We start from the raw sequence: 24,891 nt of genomic DNA, 5'->3' as shown, positions 1-24,891 counted from the left end.
GTAATGACAGAATTTGAAACCATCGCGGTACGAACTCAACTGGAACGAACTCAATTTCAGGAGCACTCCACACCTATGTATCTAACTTCCAGCTATGTCTTTGAAGATTCAGAAGACATGCGTGCAAGTTTTGCTGAAGAGAAGAAGCGGAATATTTATAGTCGCTATTCAAATCCCAATACTTCAGAATTTATTGACAAGGTAGTGCAGATGGAAGGAGCTGAGGATGGGTTTGCTTTTGCGACAGGAATGGCTGCGGTATTTTCTACTTTGGCAGCCTTACTGGAAAGCGGTGATCATGTAGTTTCATCCCGTTCTGTATTTGGTTCAACTCATGGATTATTCACTAAATATTTTCCAAAATGGAATATTTCCCATGATTATTTTGATGTGAATGCGCCTGAAGATATTGAAGGTTTGATCAGACCTGAGACAAAAATCCTGTTTGCTGAATCACCAACTAATCCTGGTGTTGATATTCTGGATCTGGAATTACTTGGAAATATTGCCCATAAAAATGATCTCATTTTGATCATAGATAATTGCTTTGCGACTCCGTATTTGCAGAATCCTATAAAATTTGGGGCAGACCTCGTAATACACTCTGCTACAAAATTGATGGATGGACAGGGCAGAGTCCTTGGTGGAATTACAGTAGGAAATCAAAAACTAATTCGTGAGATCTATCTTTTTAGTAGAAATACAGGTCCGGCATTGTCACCATTTAATGCCTGGGTTTTATCAAAAAGTTTGGAAACACTGTCCATTAGACTAGAAAAGCATTGTGAAAATGCGCTAAAGGTTGCAGAGTTTCTTGAGTCATTACCTCAGGCGGAAACTGTTAAATATCCGTTCTTAAGATCTCATCCACAATATGAAGTGGCAAAAAAACAAATGAAACTGGGCGGGAATGTAGTGGCGTTCCAGATCAAAGGCGGACTGGATGCAGGTAGAAGGTTTATAGATAGACTGCAAATGTGTTCAAGATCTGCAAATTTAGGAGATACAAGGACGATTGTGACTCATCCTGCTTCCACTACACATAGTAAACTAAGTGACGAAGAGTTGAAAGCGGTAGGAATTTCAGAAAGCCTGGTCAGAATTTCTGTGGGTCTGGAACATGTGGAAGATATTATTAATGATCTCAAAAAGGCCTTGCAGGAATAGCAATAGCAGTCGGAAATTTTTTATTTTCGTTTCATGCTTTCCAAAAAGACCAAGTATGGCATCAAAGCGCTAACATACATAGCGCGAAAAGATGAAAAATTCCCTGTTCAGGCTTCTGAAATTTCAGAAAGTGAGAATATTTCGCAGAAGTTCCTGGAGAGTATTATGCTGGAACTCAGAAAATCTGGCTTTCTAGGATCTAAGAAGGGAAAAGGTGGAGGTTATTATTTAATAAAAAAACCTTCAGAAATTAAGATGACCGCAGTGATCAGGGTGCTGGAAGGACCCATAGCCATGGTTCCCTGTGTTAGCCTTAATTATTATGAAAAATGCGATGACTGTCCAGATGAGGACGCCTGTTCTGTTCACAAATTGATGATACAGGTTAGGGATGCATCGCTGAATGTACTTGGAGAGAATACCCTTGCAGACATTGCTTTTAAGCAATAATAAGGGTGTTAAAATAAAATTTTACTAAGAAATAAATTGGTGTTTAAATAAACGAAGTCTAGTTTTGCTTAAAACCTAGTAAACCGATAGGATTAAAGTTTTTAATGAAGAGAGTATGTTGATGTTACTGAATCAAACTAAAGAAAAAAGTACCTATAAAAAAGACAGGACTACAGAACGACCGCTTCGAAGTATTCTAAAAACGATTAGTTGGAGAATAGTTGGAACCCTGGATACGGTCATGATCGCATGGTTTCTTACTGGAAAAATAGAAACTGCTCTCGCGATTGGATCTGTAGAACTGGTAACAAAAATGATCCTGTACTTTGGTCACGAACGGCTTTGGAATTTAATACCCTATGGCAAAGATTAGCTTTAATAGTAGCGAACCGGAAATTATACAAATGTGAAATAGTAACTGGTTATTCGCAATTGACCAGAATTAAATCATAAAGACAGATGAAAAAGTTTAGCGATACAGAAATAGAAAAACTTAACAGTCAGTTACGCGGTGTAGCACCTTCAGAAATAATTCAATGGGTCTTGGCATCTAGTAATAATCCAGTAGTTACTACCAATTTCAGACCTTATGAAGCAGCAATCTTACATGCCTGTACTCAGGTAGATAGTTCTATGAAGATAATTTGGTGCGACACAGGTTACAATACTCTGCCTACCTATAAACATGCTCAGTTTCTCATGGACCATTTAGATCTTAAAGTGAAACTTTATACACCAAAAGAAACTGCTGCTTATAGAGACGCATTTTTTAAGGGTATTCCAGGAGTAGATTCTCCAGATCATGATGAATTTACCAGGCAGGTAAAACTGGAACCTTTTCAAAGAGCTATGACTGAACAAAATCCAGATGTGTGGTTTACGAATCTCAGAAAAGGACAGACAAATTTTAGAGATAGCATAGATATTCTAAGTTATAGTAAAGACGGTCTTCTTAAGGTTAGTCCCTTCTACCACTGGTCAGACGAAAAATTAGATGGGTATTTGAGAGAGCATAAACTACCGAATGAATTCAAATATTTCGACCCTACAAAAGTATTAGATAACAGAGAGTGTGGTTTACACGCCTAAAAGTTTTAAAATGAGTTCGATCTTAAACCAAAATACGTTAGAAAGCGAAGCTATTTACATCTTCCGGGAAGTTGTGGCTCAGTTCGAAAATCCCGTGCTATTATTTTCGGGTGGTAAGGATTCTATCACTTTGGTACGCTTAGCGCAAAAAGCCTTCTATCCCGCCAGGATTCCTTTTCCATTAATGCACATAGATACTGGTCACAACTTTCCTGAAACTATCGAGTTCAGAGATCGATTAGTTGAAGAACTTGGACTGAACCTGATTGTAAGAAAAGTTCAGGATGATATTGATAGCGGAGTTTCTATTGAAGAAAAAGGCAGGTACTCCAGCAGGAATTCATTGCAAACCAATACTCTTCTAAATGCCATTGAAGAATATAAGTTCGATGCATGTATAGGCGGAGCAAGAAGGGATGAAGAAAAAGCTCGTGCAAAAGAGAGAATTTTTTCAGTAAGAAATGACTTTGGAGAGTGGGATGAAAAGAACCAGCGACCGGAGGTTTTTGATATGCTGAATGGACGTATCGATATTGGCCAGAATGTTAGAGTATTTCCTATTTCTAACTGGACAGAGCTGGATGTTTGGAGTTATATAGATGCTGAAAAGATTGAAATTCCTTCCATTTATTTCGCGCACGAGAGAGAGATTTTTGAAAGAGATGGTTTAATCTGGACAGCTTCAGAGCATGTTTACAAAGACGATCATGAACTTACAGAAATGAAAACCGTTCGATTTAGAACTGTGGGAGATATAACCTGTACGGCTGCAGTGGAATCTGGAGCAGATACCGTTGAAAAGATTATCAAGGAAATAAGGGAATCAGCTATTTCAGAAAGAGGTGCAAGGATCGATGATAAAAGATCTGAGGCTGCCATGGAAACAAGAAAGCAACAAGGTTATTTTTAAAAAAATAAGAGAATGGAAGTATTAAAAATAGCAACAGCAGGAAGCGTTGATGATGGTAAAAGCACACTCATAGGCAGACTGCTTTACGATACCAAATCTTTAACTTCAGATAAATTGGAAGCCATTGATAGGGTGAGTAAGAAAAATGGTCTGGACTATTTGGATTTCTCACTAGCTACAGACGGTCTGGTAGCAGAAAGAGAACAAGGGATCACAATAGACGTGGCTCATATCTACTTTTCAACACCAAAGAAAAGTTATATCATCGCCGATACTCCGGGGCATATAGAATATACACGGAATATGGTCACCGGGGCTTCAACTTCACAAGCTTCAATTATTCTTATAGATGCCAGAAAGGGAGTGATCGAACAAACGTACCGGCACTTTTTCATAAATAATTTGCTGAGAGTCAAAGAAGTTATAGTCGCTATAAATAAAATGGATCTTGTCAATTACTCTGAAGATGTATTCACCAATATCGTTAAGGAATTTGATGAGTTAAGAAGTAAAAGTGATTTCCAGGATCAGAAACTCACCTTTATTCCGGTGAGCGCTTTATGGGGAGAGAATATTGCTGAAAAATCTACTGCAATGTCCTGGTATCAAGGGCAAACCATACTGGAACATCTCGAAGATCTTAAAGCTGAAGATTTTGCGGAAGAAAGTCAGGCTAGGTTTTCTGTTCAAACAGTAATAAGACCTAAAACCGAACAATTTCATGATTACCGCGGTTATGCAGGGAAAATTAATGGTAATAGCTTGAGAGTAGGTGATGAGGTAACCGTGTTACCATCCTTGACGACCTCCAAAATCAAAGACATTCATTTTTTCGAAGAAACTTTTGATGAAGCTCCAGCAGGAAGTTCTGTAACTATTAGCCTGGCAGATGATATAAATGTCGCCAGAGGAGATATGCTGGTGAAGACCAAAGAGGTTCCTGAAGAAACAAAAGTTGTGGATGCCATGGTTTGCTGGATGGATAATCGCCCTTTGGTTCCGGGCAAAAAATATGTTTTACAACATAATACCAACGGTGTTCTGGCAAAAATAGATAAAGTAGAAAGCCATATTGATTCGAATTTTGGAGCCGAAGAGAATGTAACTTCTTTGAGTCTGAATGACATTGGTAGCGTAAAGATCAAACTAAGTAAATCTATTTATGCCGACAGTTACAATGAAAATCGAACAAATGGCCGATTTATTCTGGTAGATACTCAAACAAATACCACGGCCGGAGTAGGATTTATAAAATAATATCACCAAAAAATGAACTACTTCATTATGAATATTTTATCAAACATGTGTATGTGCTATTCGCCTCATACTTAGAAGTCCATTTTATAAACTGAATTATAAAAAGTCCTTTTAAGTGTCATTCTTAAAAGGACTTTTTTCATTTAAATAATCAAGATCATGCAAAGTTTTAGAACCGAAATTGAAAATCCCGTTGTCGAGAAAGATATCCTGGATTTAGAAAAAAAGATCAGGCTTTTTCGCGAAGGAAAGGCTGATGAAGAAAAGTTTCGTAGCCTGCGCCTGGCACGCGGAGTTTATGGACAGCGACAGTCGGGAGTTCAAATGGTTCGCATAAAACTACCGTTTGGAAAGGTAACTTCAGAACAATTACACCGGATCGCCAATGTTTCAGATGAGTATTCAAAGGGGCGATTGCATATCACAACCAGGCAGGATATCCAGATCCATTACGTGAGTCTGGACAGGACTCCCGAGCTTTGGGCGCAACTGGAAAAAGATGATGTCACTCTTAGAGAAGCCTGCGGGAATACGGTAAGAAATATTACTGCTTCGCCAACCGCAGGGATAGATCCCAACGAGCCTTTCGATGTCTCACCGTATGCACACGCTGCCTTTCAATTTTTTCTTCGGAATCCCATCTGCCAGGAAATGGGTAGAAAATTTAAGATGTCCTTTTCTTCTTCAGATGAAGATACTGCGCTTAGTTATATACATGATCTTGGTTTTATCGCCAAACTGAAGGATGGAAAACGCGGATTCAAAGTAATGCTTGGTGGCGGTCTGGGCTCACAACCCCGGCATGCAGATGAGTTATATGACTTTTTACCTGCGGAAGAGATCATACCTCTAATTGAAGGTGTACTCCGGGTTTTTGATCGACATGGTGAACGTGCGAAACGTCTAAAAGCCAGGATTAAATTTCTTCTGAAGGATATAGGAAAAGAAGCATTTATGAAACTGGTAGCCGAACAAAAGACGGCACTTTCGCAAGAACAACCTGAATTTGAGATTGAAAGATTCGAAGCAACTCCAGCTTTGCAACAAGTTGAGGTTCCTTCCGTAGAAATCGAAGATGGAAATGATTTTGAAAGCTGGAGGCAAACCAATGTTTTTGCGCAAAAGCAGGAAGGATTATTCGCTATTGGAATTCGCGTGCCGCTTGGTGATTTTTATACTCGTGGAGCGAGGCAGCTTGCAGATTTGGTTAAAAAATACGCAGGTAACGAGTTAAGATTAACCTTAAGACAGGATATTTTGATTCGTCATGTTCGCCAGGATTTTCTGCCTTTTTTCTATACTGAACTTAAAAAACTAGGTTATGCAGAAGTTGGATACAATAAGACTGTAGACATTACCGCCTGCCCGGGCACCGATACCTGTAATCTCGGTATTGCCAGCAGCACCGGAATTGCCGACGTGCTGGAAGATGTTCTCAAAGAAGAATATCCGCAATTCACTAATGGAAAGGATATAACTATTAAGATAAGTGGTTGTATGAACGCCTGTGGACAGCATAATATGGCTGAAATAGGATTCCAAGGAATGTCTATAAAAGTCGGAAAAACGGTTGCACCGGCACTGCAGGTTTTACTTGGTGGAGGAACCCTGGGAAATGGCAAGGGTAGATTTGCAGATAAACTTGTAAAAGTCCCCAGTAAACGTGGTCCTGAAGCATTAAGGATCATACTAAACGATTTTGAAGCAAATTCAGAAGCGCAGGAAAAATTTGTAGAGTATTATGATCGTAAAGAGAAGACCTATTTCTATGACTTGCTGAAAGATCTGGCAGATACTTCAAATATTTCTGAGAACGAGTTTGTGGATTGGGGACATGAAACCCCATATATAAAGGCAGTAGGAGTAGGGGAATGCGCCGGGGTGGTCATCGACCTAATTGCCACATTGTTGTTTGAAAGTGAAGAGAAGATCGATAATGCGAAATCTGCGTTGGAAAGAAAAGATTGGGCAGACAGTATTTATCATGCGTACACTTCGATCGTGAATTCAGCGAAAGCCTTGCTGCTGGCTGAAGATGTGAAGACGAATACCCAGGCTGGAATCATTGCTCAATTTGATGAACTATTTGTCGAAACTGGCAGGATCGATCTGGCGACCACTTTTAAAGAATTTGCTTACCAGTTAAACCAGCATGAACCCAGCGAGGACTTTGCCAGAAAGTATTTAGAGGATGCGCAGTTATTTCTGAATAGAGTGGATGCTTATAGAACGAAGGAGGTACAGAATGTTTAATTCAGCAAAACTAACGGTAGTAGGCGCAGGTCCGGGTGATCCGGAATTGATTACAGTAAAAGCTTTGAATACTCTAAAGTCGGCTAATGTGATTCTGTACGATGCACTTATTAATAGAGACCTATTGGAATATGCACCTCAGGCGAGACATATTTTCGTGGGGAAACGAAAGGATAAGCACCGATTCTCTCAGGATGAGATTAATGAATTAATTGTAAAATATGCTACAGAACAAGGACATGTGGTAAGACTTAAAGGAGGAGATCCATTCATCTTCGGAAGAGGGTCTGAAGAAATCAACTATGCCCGAAAGCATGGGCTGGAAACTGCGGTTGTTTCTGGAATTACTTCTTCTATTGCCGTGCCCGCGAATGTTGGAATTCCGTTGACACAAAGAGGCACTTCTGAAAGTTTCTGGGTAATTACAGGAACTACTACGCAGCGAAAACTTTCAGAAGATGTTAAGCTTGCCGCGCAATCTACCGCAACTGTGGTGATTTTAATGGGGATGGGAAAACTTGATGAAATTGTTGAAATTTTCAGCAATTATGGTAAAAAAGATATTCCTGTGGGCATCATTCAGAATGGTACAACTGTGAACGAAAAATCAGGTTTTGGAACTATAAAAACTATTGAGAAAATAGTTTCAGAAAAAAATCTGGGAGCGCCTGCGATTATAGTGATTGGTGAGGTCGTGAAGGAGGCGAATACTTTACAAACAGTTTTTCAGAACGTGAAAAGTCTTCCGAAACAACAGGGATATGTAAAAATTGGAGCTGCTTAGAATGGAAGAGAGAAACGAATTATATCCGGTTTTTTTAAAAGTGCATCAACTTAACATTCTGGTAGTTGGTGGTGGAAATGTAGGCCACGAAAAACTTCATTTTCTTTTTAAATCCAGTCCTAATGCGAAGGTCGAGGTGGTAGCAAAATGGTTCCTGAAAGAAACCGAAGAGCTTGCCAGAAAACATGGAGCTAAATTGACTAAGGGAAGGTATAAACGAAAATATCTTAAGAAGCGGCATTTTGTAATCGCTGCAACAAACGATGCAAAACTCAATAAAAGAGTGTATAAAGACGCTAAAAAGAGATTTTTGCTGGCGAATATCGCAGATACACCAGAACTATGCGATTTCTATATGGGCGGGATTGTAAATAAAGGGCATGTGAAAATCGCCATTTCCACTAATGGAAAATCACCAACAACCGCAAAGCGTTTACGACAGTTTTTTGAAGAAGTGATTCCCGAAAATGTAAATGAAATGGTGGAGAATTTGAATGAGTATCGAAAATCCATCAAAGGTGATTTCGAAGCCAAAGTGGAACAAATGAATAGTATTACTGAATCTTTAATATATAAAAAGGAGAAATATGATTAAAACAGATATCCTGATCATTGGAGCAGGACCTACAGGATTGTTTACCGTATTCGAAGCGGGACTTCTAAAACTAAAAACACATCTTATCGATGCCTTGCCTCAACCAGGCGGACAGTGTTCTGAGATCTATCCCAAAAAACCTATTTACGATATTCCGGCATTTCCAGAGATCCTTGCTGGTGATCTTGTTAAGAATTTAATGGAGCAAATAAAACCTTTTGAACCTGGATTTACCCTGGGAGAACGTGCAGAAACCCTGGAAAAACTGGATGACGGAACTTTTATAGTGACCACCAATAAAGGAACGCAACATCACGCGCCTGTAGTGGCGATTGCTGGCGGACTTGGTTCTTTTGAGCCACGCAAACCTCCAATTTCTAATATCGCAGATTTTGAAGATAAGGGAGTATCTTATTTTATTAAGGATCCTGAAGTGTATCGTAATAAAAGTGTGGTGATCGCTGGTGGCGGGGATTCTGCTTTAGACTGGGCGATTTATTTAGCCGATGTTGCTGCTGAAGTTGCTTTAGTACACAGAAGGGAAGAATTCCGTGGAGCATTAGATTCCGTAGAAAGAGTTTCGGAATTAGCTAAACTTGGAAAAATTGAAATGATCACCAATGCAGAAGTTGTTGGTCTGCAAGGGAAGGACCAGCTGGAAAAAGTGGTTATTCGACATAAGGATAAAGCACGTGGTGAAGAGTTCAGGGAAGTGGATGAATTCATCCCACTATTCGGGTTATCGCCAAAACTTGGACCTATTGGAAGCTGGGGGTTGAAAATTGAAAAGAATGCGATCAAAGTAGATAATTCTTATGATTACCAGACAAATATTCCCGGGGTTTATGCGATTGGCGATGTGAATACCTATAAAGGTAAACTGAAGCTAATATTGTCTGGCTTTCATGAAGCTGCGATTATGTGCCAGAGTGCTTATGCGCGAATTAATCCTGATAAGAAGTATGTTCTGAAGTACACGACTGTGGGCGGGGTTGAAGGTTTCGACGGAACTAAGAAAGAAGCAAAACGGGAAGTGGTTAAAAGTATTAGTGTTTAGAAGATCCTGGTAACTAAGGTTACTCTTCAGAAGTGTAAGAATTCCTATCTTTATTGAAAATTTGAAGAAATGAAGATCAGCTTAAAGAGAATCAATGAGAACTACCTGTTCGAGACTGTAAATGAGCGCGGGAATATAGTATTGCTGGATAATAAATCTGACGAGGAGCCAAAGGGTGCGAGTCCCATGGATCTTCTGCTTAGGGGAATTGCGGGTTGTAGCAGTATAGATATTGTGATGATCCTGAGAAAGCAAAATCACGAGCTGGAAGATCTTCAGGTTGAGGTGGATGGTTATCGTGAAGATGGCGCTATTCCTAATGTTTTCAAAAAGATTCATCTTGATTTTATTCTGAAGGGTGAAGTTCCAGCAGCAAAAGTGGAGAGAGCAGTAAAACTATCGATGGATAAATATTGCTCTGTTTCTAAAATGCTGGAAAAAGCTGCGGAGATCTCATATAGTGTAAGCCTTAATTCTATAAAAGTTATATAGTGAATTCGTTTGAAACGAAAATTGTAAAAACCTGGGAGCCATCCTGGACAGTCCGTATTCTGGTAGCAGTATTATTGCTGGGTAGCGGTGTGATCGCGTATGTCTGGAAACCGGAAAATCCATGGCTGTTACATTCCGCACATGCGGTTTATGTTATCTGTATGTTTATCGCACTAGGGCAAAGTTTTCTAAAACCAAGGACTTTAGGCTTTTTAAAAATCACTCGCGATGAGATCATCATTGAGAAAGAGAACGAATTAAAAATATATAAGATCACAGAATTACAGGATCTTGGTTTTGACTATGTAGGATATGCCAGTTTCTGGAAACACACGATCTACGGAAATAAGAACCATTTATATTTTACTCATAGATCTGGAGAAAAGAGAGATCTTGAAATTACTCTTTCCAATAAGGAAATGAAAGAAGAATTTAAATCATTTCTGAAGGAATTAAGTGAAAATAATTTTCTAAAGGTTCAGCAAAGCGGAAATTTCTCATTTTAATTATCAGATTAATTTTTTGCCAAAACACTTGGTTTTTAGAGGCTGAACCCTATATTTGTCTCGTAAGTTCATTGTTTACTAACAATCGTTATCAAGAAAGGTTGAGGGATTAGACCCTGTGAAACCTTAGCAACCCTCCTTAGGAGAAGGTGCTACATTCTACTGAGTTCAGTCTCGGATAGATAACAATCAGAATTCTTTCCAGTCTTCTTTTTTTGATATCGTATTATTTAAATAATCATGTCGAAATTAGAAGAGTTACTCTCTCAAAAAATATTAATACTAGATGGTGCCATGGGTACCATGCTTCAGGAATATAAATTTTCTGAAGAGGATTTCCGTGGAGAACGTTTTGCCGACTGGCCCGTTTCCTTAAAAGGAAATAATGATCTGCTTTCCCTTACCCAACCTGAAGCTATTGCCACCATCCATCGAAAATACTTTGATGCTGGAGCCGATATTGTAGAAACCAATACTTTCTCCGGAACCACCATTGCGATGGCCGATTATCAAATGGAAGAATTCGTATACGAGCTTAATTTTGAATCGGCAAGAATTGCCAAAGCAGTTGCGGAGCAAGTCACTGCTGAAGATCCATCGAAACCAAGATTCGTAGCTGGAGCGATTGGTCCAACCAACAAAACGGCGAGTATGAGTCCCGATGTGAACGATCCCGGCTATCGCGCTATTTCTTTTGATGAACTTCGGAAAGCGTATAAGCAACAAGCAAAAGCACTTGTTGAAGGTGGAGCAGATGTTCTTCTGGTAGAAACTGTATTTGATACATTAAATGCGAAAGCAGCTCTTTTTGCAATTGAAGAATTAAAAGAGCAACTGAATCTTGATATTCCGATTATGGTAAGTGGAACGATTACCGATGCCTCCGGAAGAACCCTTTCCGGCCAGACTGCAGAAGCTTTTCTAATATCCGTTTCTCATATTCCTTTGTTAAGCGTTGGTTTTAACTGCGCTCTGGGAGCAAAACAATTGACTCCGCATCTTGAGGTTCTAAACCGGTATGCGAATTCGGGAGTTTCGGCCTATCCTAATGCGGGCTTACCTAATGCATTTGGCGAATATGATCAGGATGCCCGGGAAATGGCTGCTCAAATAGAAGAATATCTCGAAAAAGGCCTTGTGAATATCCTCGGCGGTTGCTGCGGAACCACTCCAGAACATATTAAAGCAATTGCTGAAATCGCCAGAAAATACAAACCGCGTACTATTAATATGCATAGTCATACTGAACATGCTTCAGCATCTCAATAATCAGATAAATAACAATGGTGAGACCCTGAAAATAGTTCAGGATGACGAAAACGGATAATATGGATACAGGAACTATCAAATCAAGTAATATAGACTCCTCCCTTGTGGGGAGGCAGGGAGGGGCACGACCCTTAAAACTTTCCGGATTGGAACCTTTGGTGATCACACCGGATAGTAATTTTATAAATGTAGGAGAACGAACCAATGTTGCCGGATCTAAAAAATTCCTGCGTCTCATCAAAGAAGAGAAGTTTGATGAAGCACTGGAAGTTGCCCGGGAACAGGTAGAAAATGGTGCACAGATCATCGATGTGAACATGGATGACGGACTCATTGAAGGTAAAGAAGCTATGGTAAAGTTCCTGAACCTTGTGGTTGCCGAACCGGATATTGCGCGGGTTCCTATTATGATAGACAGCTCCAAATGGGAGATTATTGAGGCCGGACTTCAGGTAGCTCAGGGGAAATGCGTGGTAAATTCTATTAGTTTAAAAGAAGGTGAAGAAGAATTCATCGCTCATGCGAAAAAGATCAAACGTTATGGTGCGGCTGTGATCGTGATGGCCTTTGATGAAGTAGGCCAGGCTGATAATTATGATCGCCGAATTGAGATAGCGAAACGTTCCTATGACATTCTCGTCAATCAAGTAAAACTTCCTCCTGAAGATATCATTTTCGACTTAAATATATTTCCTGTGGGAACAGGAATGGATGAACACAAAAGAAACGCGATCGACTTTATTGAAGGTACTCGCTGGGTTAAAGCAAATTTGCCGCACTGTAGTGTGAGTGGTGGAGTGAGCAATGTTTCGTTTTCCTTCCGTGGAAATAATCCGGTACGGGAGGCGATGCATTCAGTTTTTCTATATCATGCAATCAAAGCCGGGATGAACATTGGGATCGTAAATCCTTCGATGCTGGAGGTATATGACGAAATTCCGAAAGAGCTGTTAGAACACGTGGAAGATGTGATCCTGGATCGTAGAGAAGATGCTACCGAACGTCTTCTGGACCTGGCTGAAAATGTGGTGGGTCGAAAAAGAGAGAATAAAATAGACCTTTCCTGGCGAGAGAAAGCATTACAGGATAGAATTACGCATGCCCTGGTTAAAGGAATAGATGCCTATATTCTTGAAGATATTGAGCAGGCGCGAATTGAAGCTAATAGGCCATTGGACGTGATCGAAGGTCACTTAATGACCGGAATGAACGTAGTTGGTGATCTCTTTGGAAGCGGAAAAATGTTTTTACCGCAGGTTGTAAAATCTGCCCGGGTGATGAAAAAAGCTGTAGCGCATTTGCTTCCTCATATTGAAGCTGATAAAACCAATAAGAGAAAATCGGCAGGAAAAATATTGATGGCTACCGTAAAAGGCGACGTGCATGATATTGGTAAAAATATTGTGGCTGTGGTGCTGGGATGCAATAACTACGAGATCATCGATCTAGGAGTGATGGTGCCACCGGAGAAGATCATAGAAACTGCCAAAAACGAGAATGTAGATGTGATTGGTCTTAGCGGACTCATTACTCCGTCCCTGGATGAGATGGTATTTCTGGCGAAGGAAATGGAACGTCAGGATTTTTCTGTCCCTTTACTGATAGGTGGTGCAACAACTTCTAAAGCTCATACTGCAGTTAAAATAGATACGCAATATAAAAACGCTGTGGCACACGTAAATGACGCTTCCCGGGCAGTTACAGTTGTTGGACAATTACTGAAGGATAGTACGAAAGAAAAATACAAGCGCGATCTTAAAACCGACTATGATACTTTCCGCCTTAATTTCAAGAAGCGAAGTAAGGTCAAATCATTTCTAAGTATTGAGGAAGCCCGAAAAAATAGATTTCAGATTGACTGGAAGAAAACTCAAATCAAGAAACCGAATAAGCTTGGTTCACAGGTGATAGAGGACTTTGATCTTTCAAAATTACTGGATTATATCGACTGGTCTCCATTTTTTAGAAGCTGGGATTTGCATGGCCGCTATCCAGATATTCTGAAAGATGAAAAAGTTGGCGAGCAGGCACAGAGTCTATTTGAAGATGCGCAGGTTTTACTGCAACGAATTCTGAAGGAAAAGCTACTGAAGGCAAAAGCAACATTTGGATTATTTGAAGCTAATTCTGTTGAAAACGATGATATTGAAGTAAAATATTCTGAAGATTCAGAACAAAAAACTGTCATTTTCAGAACACTTCGTCAGCAATTGAAAAAACATGGAGATCAGCCTAATTATGCGTTATCAGACTTTATAGCTCCAAAAGACAATGGTGTTCAGGATTATATAGGTTGTTTTTGTGTGACTACAGGTTTTGGAACCCAGGAATTAGCGCAGGAATTCGAAAAGAATCTGGACGATTACAACTCGATCATGATTAAAGCACTGGCTGATAGGCTGGCTGAAGCTTTTGCCGAATACCTGCATAAAAAAGTGAGGACGGAGGATTGGGGTTATGCCGCTGCTGAAAATCTTACCAACGAGGCTTTGATCAAAGAAGAATATAAAGGTATCCGGCCAGCACCTGGTTATCCTGCGTGCCCCGATCATCTGGAAAAACTAACGATCTGGGAGATTCTTAAAATAAAGGAAAATATCGGGGTAGAGCTTACTGAAAGCCTCGCAATGTGGCCTGCGGCAAGTGTAAGTGGTTATTATTTTGCCAATCCTGAAGCTAAATATTTTGGACTGGGAAAAATTAAAGAAGACCAGGTTAGGGATTATGCTGAAAGAAAAGGAATTGCTTATCGCAAAGCTGAAAAATGGTTGAATCCTAACATAGCGGACTAGTATTAAGAAGTTAGTATTTAGACCAATAGAATATTAGAGAAGTCAGAAACGATATCAGTGAAGCTGAATTTTTTCAACTCCGTAAATCATCGATTTCAGCTTCTTTAAAGATTCTGACACAGGTTCAGAACGAAAATAAATGTGAAGTGAAAAATATGCGTTAGGGATTGCAGCGGCATCCTTTTAGTACGAAGCTGAGCCTGTCGAAGCATCGTGCTAAAAGATAAAGCGAAAAGCCCGGCCCGAAGGGCAACGCCCAAATTGAAATTATTACCAAATCATGAAGATTACCGAACATCTGGAGAAAACAACGGGAGAAACAGTATTCTCTTTTGAGATCCTGCCGCCCTTAAAAGGATTTAATATCAATTCGATTTACGAAAATATCGATCCTTTGATGGAATTTAATCCGCCATTTATAGACGTGACTTACCATCGTGAAGAATATGTGTATTCTGAACGTGAAAACGGACTTCTGGAAAAAAAGATCGTTAGAAAACGTCCCGGAACTGTTGGGATCTGTGCTGCGATCCAAAGCAAATATGGAGTGGATGCGGTGCCTCATATTCTTTGTGGAGGTTTTTCAAAGGAAGACACCGAAAACTTTTTGATAGATCTGGATTTTCTAGGGATCAAGAACGTGGTGGCACTTCGGGGAGATGCAGTTAAAAGCGAAACTTATTTTAAGCCTGAAGCAAACGGACACCAATTTGCCAGTGAACTGGTGGAACAGATCAGGGATATGAATGAAGGTAAATATCTGGATGAGGTCATCGAAAAAGGGCATAACACAGATTTTTGCATTGGCGTTGCTGGTTATCCGGAAAAGCATATGGAGGCTCCAAGTATAGATTCTGATGTTCGGCGCTTGAAACAAAAAGTAGATGCCGGAGCAGAATATGTGGTGACCCAGATGTTTTTTAATAATCAGTGTTATTTCGAATTCGTCGAAAAGTGCCGCGATCAGGGGATCAATGTGCCTATTATTCCGGGATTGAAGCCTTTGGCGACTAAAAAGCAATTGAGTTTACTGCCGCATAGATTTCATGTGGATCTTCCGGAAGCCCTGATTCACGAAGTTGAAAAATGTGAAAATAATCAAGAGGTACGGCAGGTTGGTGTAGAATGGTGTACCCAGCAAAGCAAAGAATTGATCAAGGGTGGGGCGCCTGTTTTGCATTATTATTCCATGGGAAAAAGTACCAATATCAGGCAGATTGCTGAAGCAGTTTTCTAAGTTCAAACTCTAGCGGAATAATATTCGTAAATATGTTAGATTTGTCTCCGTATGAAAAGAATTCTCCCCGCTTTCCTCATGTTTTTCAGCTTGTTCATACAGGCACAGGTAGAAAAACCTGAAAAATATTATTCCTTCGATGCCAGCTATTTTTATGGAAGTATCCTTGAACACAACCCGGATATTGCACATTTGATCGATGAGCACCAAGAAGGTTTTTTACTGAGCGTGAACCGGAAAACCTACGGACTCGAAAAATGGGAGAGCAGGTATAATTATCCTGATTTTGGATATTCTTTTATTTATCAGAATATGAAAAATCAGTATCTCGGTGAGAATTATTCTGTCTATGGCCATTTTAGCTTCTATTTCCTGCAGCGATTGTTGATGTTTCGAATTGGCCAGGGAGTAGCTTATACCACAGATCCTTACAATCCTGATACCAATTATCAGAATAATGCCTACGGAACCCGCTTTTTGAGTTCTACCTATTTAATGGGAAATATTCATAAGGAAAATATCGTGGGCGGATTGGGACTGAATGCCGGAGTCACCATTATACATTATTCCAATGCAGATATGGGTTCTCCAAATCATAGTACAAATACCTTCACTTTTAACGTAGGAGTTAATTACCTGCTGGATCATAAGGAGCATCCCGACTATATCCCAAGAGGAGAGGAAGAAAAATATACCGAACCTTTTCATTATAATTTCGCTGTTCGAAGTGGTGTGAACACTTCAGGAGTGATTGGTTCTCCAAGATTGCCATTTTTGACGGTTTCAGCGTATGCAGATAAAGTTCTAAATCATAGAAGTACGTTGCATGGAGGCGCAGAACTTTTCTTTTCAAGGTCTCTGGAAGAATTTATCAGGTATCAGTCGATTGCATTTCCGCAGAAGGGAACTTCAGGGGACGAGGATGCCAAGCGAGTGGGATTATTTCTAGGTCACAAACTTACCTTCAATAAAATGTCCCTGATCACGCATCTTGGGTATTATGCTTACTATCCATATGATGATTATGTGGATCGGGTTTATAACAGAATGGGTTTACAACGTGATTTTTCCAAAGACTGGTGGGCTTCGGTCACAGTTAGATCCCATGGAGCAAATGCGGAAGCAGTAGAATTTTCAATAGGTTACAGATTATGAAAAAACTTATATTTTTATTCTTCGGAATAGTTCTCTGGAGTTGTGATTCTGAAGATGCCAATGACTGTTTTCAGAAAGCTGGAGCGATCACTTCCGAAGAAATAGTACTTGAAAGTTTCGACGAGATCCTGGTTTATGATAAGATCAAATTGTTTATCGAACAGGGAGAATCGCAAAAAGTTCTCGTTGAAACCGGTGAAAATCTTCGCAATGAGGTCTCGGCTAAAGTGATCGACGGTCAGTTGGTTTTACGAAACGAGAACGATTGTAATTTTGTGCGTGATTTTAATATCACCAAAGTTTACGTCACCGTTCCTGATCTTACTTACTTAAGACACGCAGGAAATTTGATGATAGAAAGTGTTGGAACTTTACGCTTGGATGAGCTTTGGCTGGTTTCTGAAAATCAGGATAAAGATATTGAAGTATATACCAACGGTGATTTCAAACTGGAGCTGGAAGTAAAGAATTTCCGGATTACCAGCGATAATTATTCGCATTTCTTTCTTTCTGGAAGCGTGGAAAATTTTGACGGCTTCTTTGCAGCAGGAGATTCCAGGCTGGAAGCGAGAGATCTTGTCGTGCAGCATTACGACCTTTTACATCGCGGAACGAATAAATTGATCATTAATCCGCAGCAATCATTAAAAGCCGATCTTTTTAGTTATGGAGATATCATTTCGGTAAACAGGCCGGCAGATGTTGATGTTACGGAACATTTTGAAGGTAGATTGATTTTTGAATAGTTTAATGATTTTTCAGTTTTGGGCGTTTCCCTTCGGGCCGGGCTTTCCGCTTTATCTTTGAACACAATGCTTCGACAAGCTCAGCCTCGTGTTCAAAGGATGCCGCTGCAATGCCTAACGCAAACTAAACTGGACTAGAGGTGGAACTAATGACCTTTAACCTTGAACTTGTAGTTTCTCGATAATATTTCTGGGTAAGTTGAGCGAACAGAGTTTCCAGGTAACTATTACAGAGATCCTTAAAAATATGGGCGTTGCCCTTCGGGCCGGGCTTTCCGCTTTATCTTTCAACACAATGCTTCGACAAGCTCCGCCTTGTGTTAAAAGGATGCCGCTACAATCCCTAACGCAAAATCGTTCAAAACAGGTTAGAGTTAGAACTACTGTACTTTAGCATTGAACTTGTATTTGATCGATCCTATTTTTGGGTAAGTTCAGCGAACAGAGTTTCCAGGTTCTTCGTCTTTTGATTTAGCTGTAGTGTTTTCAGTCCGTTATCATGAGCGAAATCAAAAACAGCCGGACGCATGTCTTTATTGGAATCAAAAATTAACTCATAGGTAAAGCCGCCGGTATTTTTGGCAGAGATCATTCCAGGGATCTTTTGAAGCGCAACTTCTTCAATTCTATAATCGAATTCGACAAAAATCACCTGTTCCTTTTCATTTCTAAGATCTTTTAGATACTTATCAGCAACTATCTTTCCATTACTTATAATGATGACCCGGTCACAGATCGCTTCTACCTCACGCATAATATGTGTAGAAAGAAATACGGTTTTTCCCCGCTTTCCATCCTTGCCATCTTTTCCAATAGAACTAATTAAAGATCTTATTTCTACCAGCTGATTTGGATCAAGACCTGTAGTGGGTTCATCCAGGATCAATACCTCGGGATCATGCAATAGCGCAGCCGCAAGACCGACACGTTGCCGGTAACCTTTGGATAGCTGTTCTATTTTTTTGTTTGCTTCAGGCGAAAGCCCGGTAAGTTTAATAACTTCTTCGATCCTGTCTTTCGGAGCTGAAAATATAGATGCATGAAACTGCAGGTACTCGCGAACATACATTTCGGTATACAGAGGATTGTGCTCTGGCAGATATCCGATACTTCGCTGAAGATCTGCCAAATGAGTATCCAATGAAAAATCATTAATCCTGGCCTCCCCGGAATCTGCAGAAAGATAGCCAGTAAGAATCTTCATCAAAGTAGATTTTCCTGCACCATTAGGCCCAAGAAATCCAACGATCTCTCCGCGGCCAATTTCAAAGCTTATATTTTCCAGCGCCTGCTGATCTCCGAAGCTTTTTGATATGTTATTTACTTGTATAGACATAGATTGAGATCAAAATTAGGAATAAATCTTCAGAGAACTGACTGATTATCTTTCAATGTTAGCAGCCAATTTTGAGGTATTAAATCGTAATCTGTAAATAATTCACATCAATCTTCCGAATATGGGAAAAGTTCCAATTTGGATCCCGTTTAATTTTGAGTCTTGAATATTAGTACTACTTTAGTATTTCATAATTATTGAAATGACAAGCTTAATTAACTGGAACGCATTCTATTATTTTTATTTCTATACCAGGAATAGAATCGGGAATGCTATATGATTAAGTAAGCTAAAATTATATAAAAGTCTCGATCTTAGATCGGGACTTTTTTTTTGGAAAAAAATGAGAAAAGTCGGAATTCAGGGTATTAAAGGGTCTTTTCATCACCTCGTGGTGATGGATTATTTTGGAGAGCAAACTGCAGTGGCTGAACATATGTCATTTCAGGAACTCACTACAGCGCTTGCCTCAGGTGGGACGACAGAAGCTGTGATGGCTATCGAAAACAGTATTGCCGGCTCTATTCTTCCTAATTATGCCTTGATTGATGAATACAAGTTAAAGGTCATTGGAGAGCATTACACTCCGGTGAATATGAATTTGATGGCGGTAAAAGGTCAGAATATAGAGGACATCAAAAAGGTATATTCTCATCCTATGGCCCTGTTGCAGTGCAAGGATTTTTTTAAAAAACATCCGCATATTAAGTTGATCGAAGATGCAGATACTGCAGAGGCCGCCCGAAGAATTTCTTCAGAAAAAAAACTGAAAGTTGCGGCGGTAGCAAGTCCTGCGGCGGCAAGTATGTACGGACTCGAAATTCTAGCTTCAGGCATTCATACGATCAAATCCAATACCACCAGATTTTTAGTTCTGGGAACAGAAGAACAAAAGCCGAATGGTGAAATTCTTGATAAAGCATCTTTAAAATTTGATTTAAAGAGTGATCGTGGAAGCCTGGTTTCAGTACTCAATATTCTACGTGATTCCTATTTGAATCTAACCAAGATACAGTCATTGCCAATCATAGACGAGCCCTGGAAATATTCATTTTTCGTAGATGTGATCTTTGATAAAAGAGAAGATTTTGATCGTGCGATGGATGTTTTGAAATTAATGACCGAGGACCTTAATATATTAGGAATTTACAAAAGCAGATTGTCATGAAGACAGCAGAAAGACTGGAAAGCGTACAGGAATACTACTTTTCCAAAAAATTAAGGGAAGTGGCAGCTTTGCGAGAACAGGGCAAACCGGTAATCAATCTTGGAATAGGAAGTCCGGATCTTGCACCACCGCAGCAAGTAATTGATGCGATGCAAACTGGTCTAAAGCATTCCAAAGCGCATCAATACCAGCCATATAAAGGAATACCGGAACTAAGAAATGCTATGACAGCCTTCTATTCTCGGTACTATCATGTAAATCTGGATGCTGAAAATGAAATCCTTCCGCTCATGGGAAGCAAGGAAGGGATTATGCATATTTCCATGGCGTTCCTTAATAAAGGAGACAAAGTATTGGTTCCAGATCCAGGTTATCCTACCTATACTTCAGTTTCCGGATTATTACAGGCAGAAGTTCAGAAATACACTTTGGACGAATCGCAGAACTGGTTGCCAGATCTGGAAAAATTAGAACAGCAGGGACTAGAAAATGTAAAGATCATGTGGGTGAATTATCCGCATATGCCTACTGGAACCAAAGCGACTGCTGGCTTCTTAGAGAAACTGACTGCTTTTGCTGAAAAGAATGAAATTCTGGTAGTCAACGATAATCCATATAGTTTTATTCAGAATACAGAACCTTTGAGTATTCTAGATTCCCATAAAAGGAGCGATTACGTGATGGAACTTAATTCGCTAAGTAAAAGTTTTAATATGGCTGGCTGGAGAGTTGGAATGCTCGCCGGGAGCGTGAAAAATATTGAAGCTGTTCTAAAAGTAAAATCCAATATGGACAGTGGAATGTTCTATCCTTTGCAGGCTGGTGCCGTAAAAGCACTTCAACTTTCAGATGAATGGTTTGTAAATTTAAACGAGTTGTACAGTTCAAGAAAGAAGAAAGTTCTGGAACTGGTAAAAACATTGAATTGTGAAGCAGCACCGGGGCAGTCTGGACTTTTTGTTTGGGCGAAGGCTCCTGCAGGTAAAAGTGCAGAAAGCCTGGTTGATGAATTATTGTACGATAAAGATCTGTTCGTAACACCGGGTTTTATATTTGGTGAGCAGGGAAGAGATTATGTTCGTTTCTCCCTTTGTGCTACGGAAGAAATGATTGATGAAGCTTTAAAAAGAATTAGATCATGAAGGTATTTATAGTAGGAATTGGATTAATAGGCGGAAGTTTCGCGCTGGATCTAAAAGCCGGTATTCCAGGGATAAGTATTGCCGGAATAGATGGAAATGAGGATCACCTGAAGCAGGCGCTTGATTTGGGCCTCATAGATAAGATGTCTACAATCGAGGATATACATGAAGCTGACCTGGTATATCTTGCAATTCCAGTAGATGCTAGTATTAAAGTTCTTCCTGAAATCCTGGATAGAGTAAAAGATGATTGCGTGGTGATAGATGCGGGATCAACTAAAGAAAATATTTGTCAGATTGTTGAGGATCACGTGAAAAGAAGAAACTTTCTGGCAGCACATCCAATTGCGGGAACCGAATTTTCTGGTCCGCAGGCTGCAATTCATGGATTGTTCAGAAATAAAACCAATATTATCTGCGAAGTAGAAAAGACTGCTTTTAAACTTCAGGAAAAAGCTTTAGAGGTATTTCAGAAGATAGGAATGAGAATACGATATATGGATGCCCGTTCACATGATCGTCATATAGCATATGTTTCTCATCTATCACACATTAGTTCCTTTATGCTGGGAAAAACAGTGCTGGAAAAGGAAAAGAACGAGCGTGATATTTTCGACCTTGCAGGAAGTGGTTTTGCCTCGACTGTGAGACTAGCTAAAAGTTCCCCGGCAATGTGGGCACCAATTTTTAGTCAGAATAAAAAAAATGTACTGGAAACTCTCGATGAATATATTCTGAATCTTCAGAATTTCAGAAAATTGATGCAGGAAGACAATTTCGATCAGCTTTACCAGGAAATGGATCGAACCAATCATATAAAAGAAGTATTAAACGGAATAAATAAGAACGAAGAATTAAAATTACAGGAGAATGGAAAATAAAAAAGAACTCAGAGGCTGGTTAGAGAACTTTAACCTGTCTCACCCGTTGGTGATCGCAGGGCCATGTAGTGCCGAAACCGAAGAGCAAGTATTAACGATCGCTCACCAGTTAAAAGATAGTGATGCAACTGTTTTACGTGCAGGAATCTGGAAACCAAGAACTCGCCCTGGAAATTTCGAAGGAGTTGGTGCATTGGGTCTAAAATGGCTTCAGAAGGCGAAAGAGGAAACCGGAATGCTTACTACCACTGAAGTTGCCAACCCGAACCATGTTGATCTTGCTTTAAAACATGATGTGGATATTCTCTGGATTGGAGCGCGAACAACGGTTTCTCCATTTATCGTACAGGAGATCGCAGATGCTTTGAAAGGAACAGATAAGATCGTACTGGTTAAAAACCCTGTAAATCCAGATCTTGCTTTGTGGCTGGGAGCGGTTGAACGTTTACACACAGCAGATATCAATAACCTTGGTGTGATACATCGTGGATTCTCTGCTTACGAGAAAACGAAGTACCGTAACAACCCGGAATGGCAGATTCCTATCGAACTACAAAATAAATTCCCAGACCTTCCTTTAATCCTGGATCCATCCCATATCGCAGGAAGAAGAGATATCATCTTTGATCTTTGCCAAACAGGACTTGATCTTAATTTCGACGGAATCATGGTGGAAACTCACCATACTCCGGATAAAGCATGGAGTGATGCGGCTCAACAAATTACACCGGCTGCTTTGATCCAAATGATGGAAGATCTGAAAGTTAGAAAGGAGATCTCTGCCAGTCAGGATTTTCAGAATAAGCTAACAGCTTTACGTTCCAAGATTGATATTACCGATAGTCAGATTCTGGAGATTTTGTCTAAACGTATGAAAATTTCCGAAGAAATAGGACAGGTTAAAAAAGATCAGAACGTAGCAATTCTGCAAACTAAAAGATGGAACGAGATCCTTGGGAAAATGGTACTGGAAGGTGAAGATAAAGGCCTGAGCGAAGAATTTGTTCTAAGATTATTCAAAGCTATTCACCAGGAATCTATTAATCACCAACAGAAAATCCTGGATGTATAAGGGATGATTTCACGCTTCCCGGTAGCTTCATAAATTAATGCCTAAATTTGCGGAAAGAAATTATTAGATATGAATAGTTTAGCTTAATGCAGGGAGTTGTTTATAAGTCTACCGGGAGCTGGTATCATGTAAAAGCCGAGAATGGCCAGTTTTACCAATGCCGGATCAAAGGAAAGTTCAGGATACAGGGAATTAAAAGTACAAATCCTGTGGCTGTAGGAGATGTCGTAAGATTTGATGTGGAAGACGGCGAGGAGGAAACCGGGGTGATCAAAAAGATCATCGAAAGGGAAAACTATATTATCCGGAAGTCGGTTAATCTTTCAAAGCAAACTCATATTATTGCTTCAAATGTTGACCAGGTTTTTTTACTTATTACTCTTAATAATCCGCCTACTTTAACCACTTTTATAGACCGCTTTCTGGTTACTGCGGAGGCCTATGCTATCACAGCAGTGCTGCTTTTCAATAAAGTTGATACTTATAGCATCGAGGAACTTGCTGAGGTGAAATACCTTGCAGAACTTTACCGCGGTGCAGGCTATGAATGTATTGGAATTTCAGCTAAAGAGGGTAAAAACGTAGATAAAGTAAAAGATAAGATGATTGGAAAGACCAGTATGATCTCTGGTCATAGTGGTACAGGAAAATCTACTCTTATCAATGCTATAGAGCCTACTCTTGATCTTAAAACTTCGGAAATTAGCAGGCAACACAGCCAGGGGCAACATACCACGACTTTTGCTGAAATGTTTGACCTTCAATTTGATGCGAGAATAATTGATACTCCCGGAATCAAAGGTTTTGGAGTAGTTGATATGGACAAGGAAGAAATTGGCGATTATTTCCCGGAATTTTTCCAGCTAAAACAGCACTGTAAATTTCATAATTGTCTGCATCTTAATGAACCAAAATGTGCGGTCAAAGATGCTCTGGAAGAAGGTGAGATCGCCTGGTCCAGGTACAAAAGTTATTTGCAGATCATGGAAGGTGAAGATGAAAACTACAGAGTAGATCAATACCAGAAATAATGCGAGCAGTAATACAACGAGTCACAGAAGCATCGGTCACCGTAGATCATAAAGTGTGCGCGGTAATGCGAGATGGCTTATTGATCCTACTTGGAATAGAGGAGGGCGATACCCAGGAAGATATTGACTGGCTCTGCCGTAAGATCATTAACATGAGAATTTTTGGGGATGATGAGGGCAAAATGAATGAGTCTCTCAGAACCGTTGATGGAGATGCCATTGTAGTAAGTCAGTTTACCCTACATGCCAGTACTAAAAAAGGGAACAGGCCCAGTTTTATAAATGCTGCTAAACCTGATATTGCAGAACCATTATATCAGGATTTTGTAACGTCCTTCGAAAAAGAATTTGGTAAAAGCGTTGGGGTAGGAGTCTTTGGAGGAGATATGAAAGTATCTTTGCTCAATGATGGTCCAGTAACAATTATCATCGATTCGAAAGAAAAGCGTTAAAAAGAGTTAATTTTTTATATATTGCGGGCTGAACTAACCTATTTTCAGCT

24 protein-coding genes and 1 riboswitch are annotated in these 24,891 nt (G+C 39.8%); of the genes, 23 read left to right on the top strand and 1 reads right to left on the bottom strand.

Going from position 1 to position 24,891, the window contains the following annotated elements; all coding sequences use genetic code 11:
• Positions 1-3: 3 nt before the first annotated feature.
• The 17 genes from ABVM50_RS01280 to ABVM50_RS01200 all read left to right on the top strand — a co-directional run bounded on the left by ABVM50_RS01280 (position 4) and on the right by ABVM50_RS01200 (position 17,759).
• A complete protein-coding gene (locus ABVM50_RS01280; RefSeq protein ID WP_405199623.1) occupies positions 4-1,167 on the top strand; it encodes a trans-sulfuration enzyme family protein in 1,164 nt (387 codons plus the stop codon).
• Positions 1,168-1,200: 33 nt separating this feature from the next.
• Positions 1,201-1,617, top strand: a complete 417-nt coding sequence (locus tag ABVM50_RS01275; protein ID WP_405199622.1) for an RrF2 family transcriptional regulator — start codon at positions 1,201-1,203, stop codon at positions 1,615-1,617.
• Positions 1,618-1,732: 115 nt separating this feature from the next.
• Entirely contained in the window at positions 1,733-1,990 is a 258-nt protein-coding gene (locus tag ABVM50_RS01270) for a DUF2061 domain-containing protein (protein ID WP_089661410.1), read from the top strand.
• 86 nt (positions 1,991-2,076) lie between these two features.
• Complete coding sequence (locus ABVM50_RS01265; protein ID WP_405199621.1) at positions 2,077-2,706, top strand: phosphoadenosine phosphosulfate reductase family protein; 630 nt, start codon at positions 2,077-2,079, stop codon at positions 2,704-2,706.
• Between the two features lie 10 nt (positions 2,707-2,716).
• Positions 2,717-3,616, top strand: a complete 900-nt coding sequence (gene cysD / locus ABVM50_RS01260) for a sulfate adenylyltransferase subunit CysD (protein ID WP_405199620.1) — start codon at positions 2,717-2,719, stop codon at positions 3,614-3,616.
• Between the two features lie 12 nt (positions 3,617-3,628).
• Positions 3,629-4,873: a sulfate adenylyltransferase subunit 1 gene (locus ABVM50_RS01255; RefSeq protein WP_405199619.1), complete on the top strand. Its 1,245-nt coding sequence runs from the start codon at positions 3,629-3,631 to the stop codon at positions 4,871-4,873.
• Between the two features lie 159 nt (positions 4,874-5,032).
• Complete coding sequence (locus ABVM50_RS01250) at positions 5,033-7,126, top strand: HEPN domain-containing protein (RefSeq protein ID WP_405199618.1); 2,094 nt, start codon at positions 5,033-5,035, stop codon at positions 7,124-7,126.
• On the top strand, positions 7,119-7,910 hold the full coding sequence (cobA, locus tag ABVM50_RS01245; RefSeq protein WP_405199617.1) for a uroporphyrinogen-III C-methyltransferase: 792 nt from the start codon (positions 7,119-7,121) through the stop codon (positions 7,908-7,910). Before ABVM50_RS01250 ends, cobA begins: the two co-directional genes overlap by 8 nt.
• Before the next feature lies 1 nt (position 7,911).
• Entirely contained in the window at positions 7,912-8,505 is a 594-nt protein-coding gene (locus ABVM50_RS01240) for a bifunctional precorrin-2 dehydrogenase/sirohydrochlorin ferrochelatase (RefSeq protein WP_405199616.1), read from the top strand.
• Positions 8,498-9,562 carry an NAD(P)/FAD-dependent oxidoreductase gene (locus ABVM50_RS01235; RefSeq protein WP_405199615.1) on the top strand — a complete coding sequence of 355 codons (1,065 nt, stop codon included), beginning with the start codon at positions 8,498-8,500 and terminating at the stop codon, positions 9,560-9,562. Before ABVM50_RS01240 ends, ABVM50_RS01235 begins: the two co-directional genes overlap by 8 nt.
• Positions 9,563-9,631: 69 nt before the next feature.
• Positions 9,632-10,054, top strand: a complete 423-nt coding sequence (locus ABVM50_RS01230) for an OsmC family protein (RefSeq protein ID WP_405199614.1) — start codon at positions 9,632-9,634, stop codon at positions 10,052-10,054.
• A complete protein-coding gene (locus ABVM50_RS01225; RefSeq protein ID WP_405199613.1) occupies positions 10,054-10,560 on the top strand; it encodes a hypothetical protein in 507 nt (168 codons plus the stop codon). The genes ABVM50_RS01230 and ABVM50_RS01225 overlap by 1 nt, the downstream gene beginning before the upstream one ends.
• Positions 10,561-10,645: 85 nt before the next feature.
• Positions 10,646-10,749, top strand: a riboswitch (SAM riboswitch).
• Positions 10,750-10,800: 51 nt separating this feature from the next.
• The gene (locus tag ABVM50_RS01220) at positions 10,801-11,829 is read left to right on the top strand and encodes a homocysteine S-methyltransferase family protein (protein ID WP_405199612.1); all 1,029 of its coding nucleotides are present in this window, start codon (positions 10,801-10,803) and stop codon (positions 11,827-11,829) included.
• Between the two features lie 41 nt (positions 11,830-11,870).
• Positions 11,871-14,621, top strand: a complete 2,751-nt coding sequence (metH, locus tag ABVM50_RS01215) for a methionine synthase (RefSeq protein WP_405199611.1) — start codon at positions 11,871-11,873, stop codon at positions 14,619-14,621.
• A gap of 280 nt (positions 14,622-14,901) precedes the next feature.
• Positions 14,902-15,858 carry a methylenetetrahydrofolate reductase [NAD(P)H] gene (gene metF, locus ABVM50_RS01210; RefSeq protein ID WP_405199610.1) on the top strand — a complete coding sequence of 319 codons (957 nt, stop codon included), beginning with the start codon at positions 14,902-14,904 and terminating at the stop codon, positions 15,856-15,858.
• Positions 15,859-15,909: 51 nt separating this feature from the next.
• The gene (locus ABVM50_RS01205; RefSeq protein ID WP_405199609.1) at positions 15,910-17,013 is read left to right on the top strand and encodes an acyloxyacyl hydrolase; all 1,104 of its coding nucleotides are present in this window, start codon (positions 15,910-15,912) and stop codon (positions 17,011-17,013) included.
• Complete coding sequence (locus ABVM50_RS01200; protein ID WP_405199608.1) at positions 17,010-17,759, top strand: head GIN domain-containing protein; 750 nt, start codon at positions 17,010-17,012, stop codon at positions 17,757-17,759. The genes ABVM50_RS01205 and ABVM50_RS01200 overlap by 4 nt, the downstream gene beginning before the upstream one ends.
• A 418-nt stretch (positions 17,760-18,177) precedes the next feature.
• On the opposite strand, the gene gldA is transcribed toward ABVM50_RS01200, so the two are convergent.
• Positions 18,178-19,095 carry a gliding motility-associated ABC transporter ATP-binding subunit GldA gene (gene gldA, locus ABVM50_RS01195; protein ID WP_405199607.1) on the bottom strand — a complete coding sequence of 306 codons (918 nt, stop codon included), beginning with the start codon at positions 19,093-19,095 and terminating at the stop codon, positions 18,178-18,180.
• Between the two features lie 343 nt (positions 19,096-19,438).
• On the opposite strand from gldA, the gene ABVM50_RS01190 reads away from it, so the two are divergent.
• The 6 genes from ABVM50_RS01190 (at position 19,439) to dtd (ending at position 24,841) form a co-directional block, all read left to right on the top strand.
• A complete protein-coding gene (locus ABVM50_RS01190; protein ID WP_405199606.1) occupies positions 19,439-20,263 on the top strand; it encodes a prephenate dehydratase in 825 nt (274 codons plus the stop codon).
• A complete protein-coding gene (locus tag ABVM50_RS01185; protein WP_405199605.1) occupies positions 20,260-21,405 on the top strand; it encodes a pyridoxal phosphate-dependent aminotransferase in 1,146 nt (381 codons plus the stop codon). Before ABVM50_RS01190 ends, ABVM50_RS01185 begins: the two co-directional genes overlap by 4 nt.
• Complete coding sequence (locus ABVM50_RS01180; protein WP_405199604.1) at positions 21,402-22,286, top strand: prephenate dehydrogenase; 885 nt, start codon at positions 21,402-21,404, stop codon at positions 22,284-22,286. The genes ABVM50_RS01185 and ABVM50_RS01180 overlap by 4 nt, the downstream gene beginning before the upstream one ends.
• A complete protein-coding gene (locus ABVM50_RS01175; RefSeq protein WP_405199603.1) occupies positions 22,276-23,358 on the top strand; it encodes a chorismate mutase in 1,083 nt (360 codons plus the stop codon). Before ABVM50_RS01180 ends, ABVM50_RS01175 begins: the two co-directional genes overlap by 11 nt.
• 86 nt (positions 23,359-23,444) lie before the next feature.
• Entirely contained in the window at positions 23,445-24,389 is a 945-nt protein-coding gene (rsgA, locus tag ABVM50_RS01170) for a ribosome small subunit-dependent GTPase A (protein ID WP_299154744.1), read from the top strand.
• Complete coding sequence (gene dtd / locus ABVM50_RS01165) at positions 24,389-24,841, top strand: D-aminoacyl-tRNA deacylase (RefSeq protein ID WP_405199602.1); 453 nt, start codon at positions 24,389-24,391, stop codon at positions 24,839-24,841. Before rsgA ends, dtd begins: the two co-directional genes overlap by 1 nt.
• The last annotated feature ends 50 nt before the right edge of the window (positions 24,842-24,891 follow it).

This window comes from Christiangramia sp. LLG6405-1 (genome assembly GCF_045055805.1).
In the GTDB taxonomy this organism is placed as follows: Bacteria; Bacteroidota; Bacteroidia; order Flavobacteriales; family Flavobacteriaceae; genus Christiangramia.
Note: the sequence above shows the minus strand (reverse complement) of the source record. Positions and strands in the feature narration are given on the sequence as shown.

What these genes read in the sequence shown, in the direction of transcription:
- cysD (WP_405199620.1), top strand. Translation starts at nt 2,717, where the DNA reads ATGAGTTCGATCTTAAACCAAAATACGTTAGAAAGCGAAGCTATTTAC.
- ABVM50_RS01255 (WP_405199619.1), top strand. Translation starts at nt 3,629, where the DNA reads ATGGAAGTATTAAAAATAGCAACAGCAGGAAGCGTTGATGATGGTAAA.
- ABVM50_RS01185 (WP_405199605.1), top strand. Translation starts at nt 20,260, where the DNA reads ATGAAGACAGCAGAAAGACTGGAAAGCGTACAGGAATACTACTTTTCC.
- ABVM50_RS01265 (WP_405199621.1), top strand. Translation starts at nt 2,077, where the DNA reads ATGAAAAAGTTTAGCGATACAGAAATAGAAAAACTTAACAGTCAGTTA.
- ABVM50_RS01205 (WP_405199609.1), top strand. Translation starts at nt 15,910, where the DNA reads ATGAAAAGAATTCTCCCCGCTTTCCTCATGTTTTTCAGCTTGTTCATA.
- ABVM50_RS01175 (WP_405199603.1), top strand. Translation starts at nt 22,276, where the DNA reads ATGGAAAATAAAAAAGAACTCAGAGGCTGGTTAGAGAACTTTAACCTG.
- ABVM50_RS01250 (WP_405199618.1), top strand. Translation starts at nt 5,033, where the DNA reads ATGCAAAGTTTTAGAACCGAAATTGAAAATCCCGTTGTCGAGAAAGAT.
- ABVM50_RS01280 (WP_405199623.1), top strand. Translation starts at nt 4, where the DNA reads ATGACAGAATTTGAAACCATCGCGGTACGAACTCAACTGGAACGAACT.
- metH (WP_405199611.1), top strand. Translation starts at nt 11,871, where the DNA reads ATGACGAAAACGGATAATATGGATACAGGAACTATCAAATCAAGTAAT.
- ABVM50_RS01235 (WP_405199615.1), top strand. Translation starts at nt 8,498, where the DNA reads ATGATTAAAACAGATATCCTGATCATTGGAGCAGGACCTACAGGATTG.
- ABVM50_RS01275 (WP_405199622.1), top strand. Translation starts at nt 1,201, where the DNA reads ATGCTTTCCAAAAAGACCAAGTATGGCATCAAAGCGCTAACATACATA.
- ABVM50_RS01240 (WP_405199616.1), top strand. Translation starts at nt 7,912, where the DNA reads ATGGAAGAGAGAAACGAATTATATCCGGTTTTTTTAAAAGTGCATCAA.
- rsgA (WP_299154744.1), top strand. Translation starts at nt 23,445, where the DNA reads ATGCAGGGAGTTGTTTATAAGTCTACCGGGAGCTGGTATCATGTAAAA.
- ABVM50_RS01190 (WP_405199606.1), top strand. Translation starts at nt 19,439, where the DNA reads ATGAGAAAAGTCGGAATTCAGGGTATTAAAGGGTCTTTTCATCACCTC.
- metF (WP_405199610.1), top strand. Translation starts at nt 14,902, where the DNA reads ATGAAGATTACCGAACATCTGGAGAAAACAACGGGAGAAACAGTATTC.
- dtd (WP_405199602.1), top strand. Translation starts at nt 24,389, where the DNA reads ATGCGAGCAGTAATACAACGAGTCACAGAAGCATCGGTCACCGTAGAT.
- ABVM50_RS01230 (WP_405199614.1), top strand. Translation starts at nt 9,632, where the DNA reads ATGAAGATCAGCTTAAAGAGAATCAATGAGAACTACCTGTTCGAGACT.
- ABVM50_RS01200 (WP_405199608.1), top strand. Translation starts at nt 17,010, where the DNA reads ATGAAAAAACTTATATTTTTATTCTTCGGAATAGTTCTCTGGAGTTGT.
- ABVM50_RS01180 (WP_405199604.1), top strand. Translation starts at nt 21,402, where the DNA reads ATGAAGGTATTTATAGTAGGAATTGGATTAATAGGCGGAAGTTTCGCG.
- cobA (WP_405199617.1), top strand. Translation starts at nt 7,119, where the DNA reads ATGTTTAATTCAGCAAAACTAACGGTAGTAGGCGCAGGTCCGGGTGAT.
- ABVM50_RS01220 (WP_405199612.1), top strand. Translation starts at nt 10,801, where the DNA reads ATGTCGAAATTAGAAGAGTTACTCTCTCAAAAAATATTAATACTAGAT.
- gldA (WP_405199607.1), bottom strand. Translation starts at nt 19,095, where the DNA reads ATGTCTATACAAGTAAATAACATATCAAAAAGCTTCGGAGATCAGCAG.
- ABVM50_RS01270 (WP_089661410.1), top strand. Translation starts at nt 1,733, where the DNA reads ATGTTGATGTTACTGAATCAAACTAAAGAAAAAAGTACCTATAAAAAA.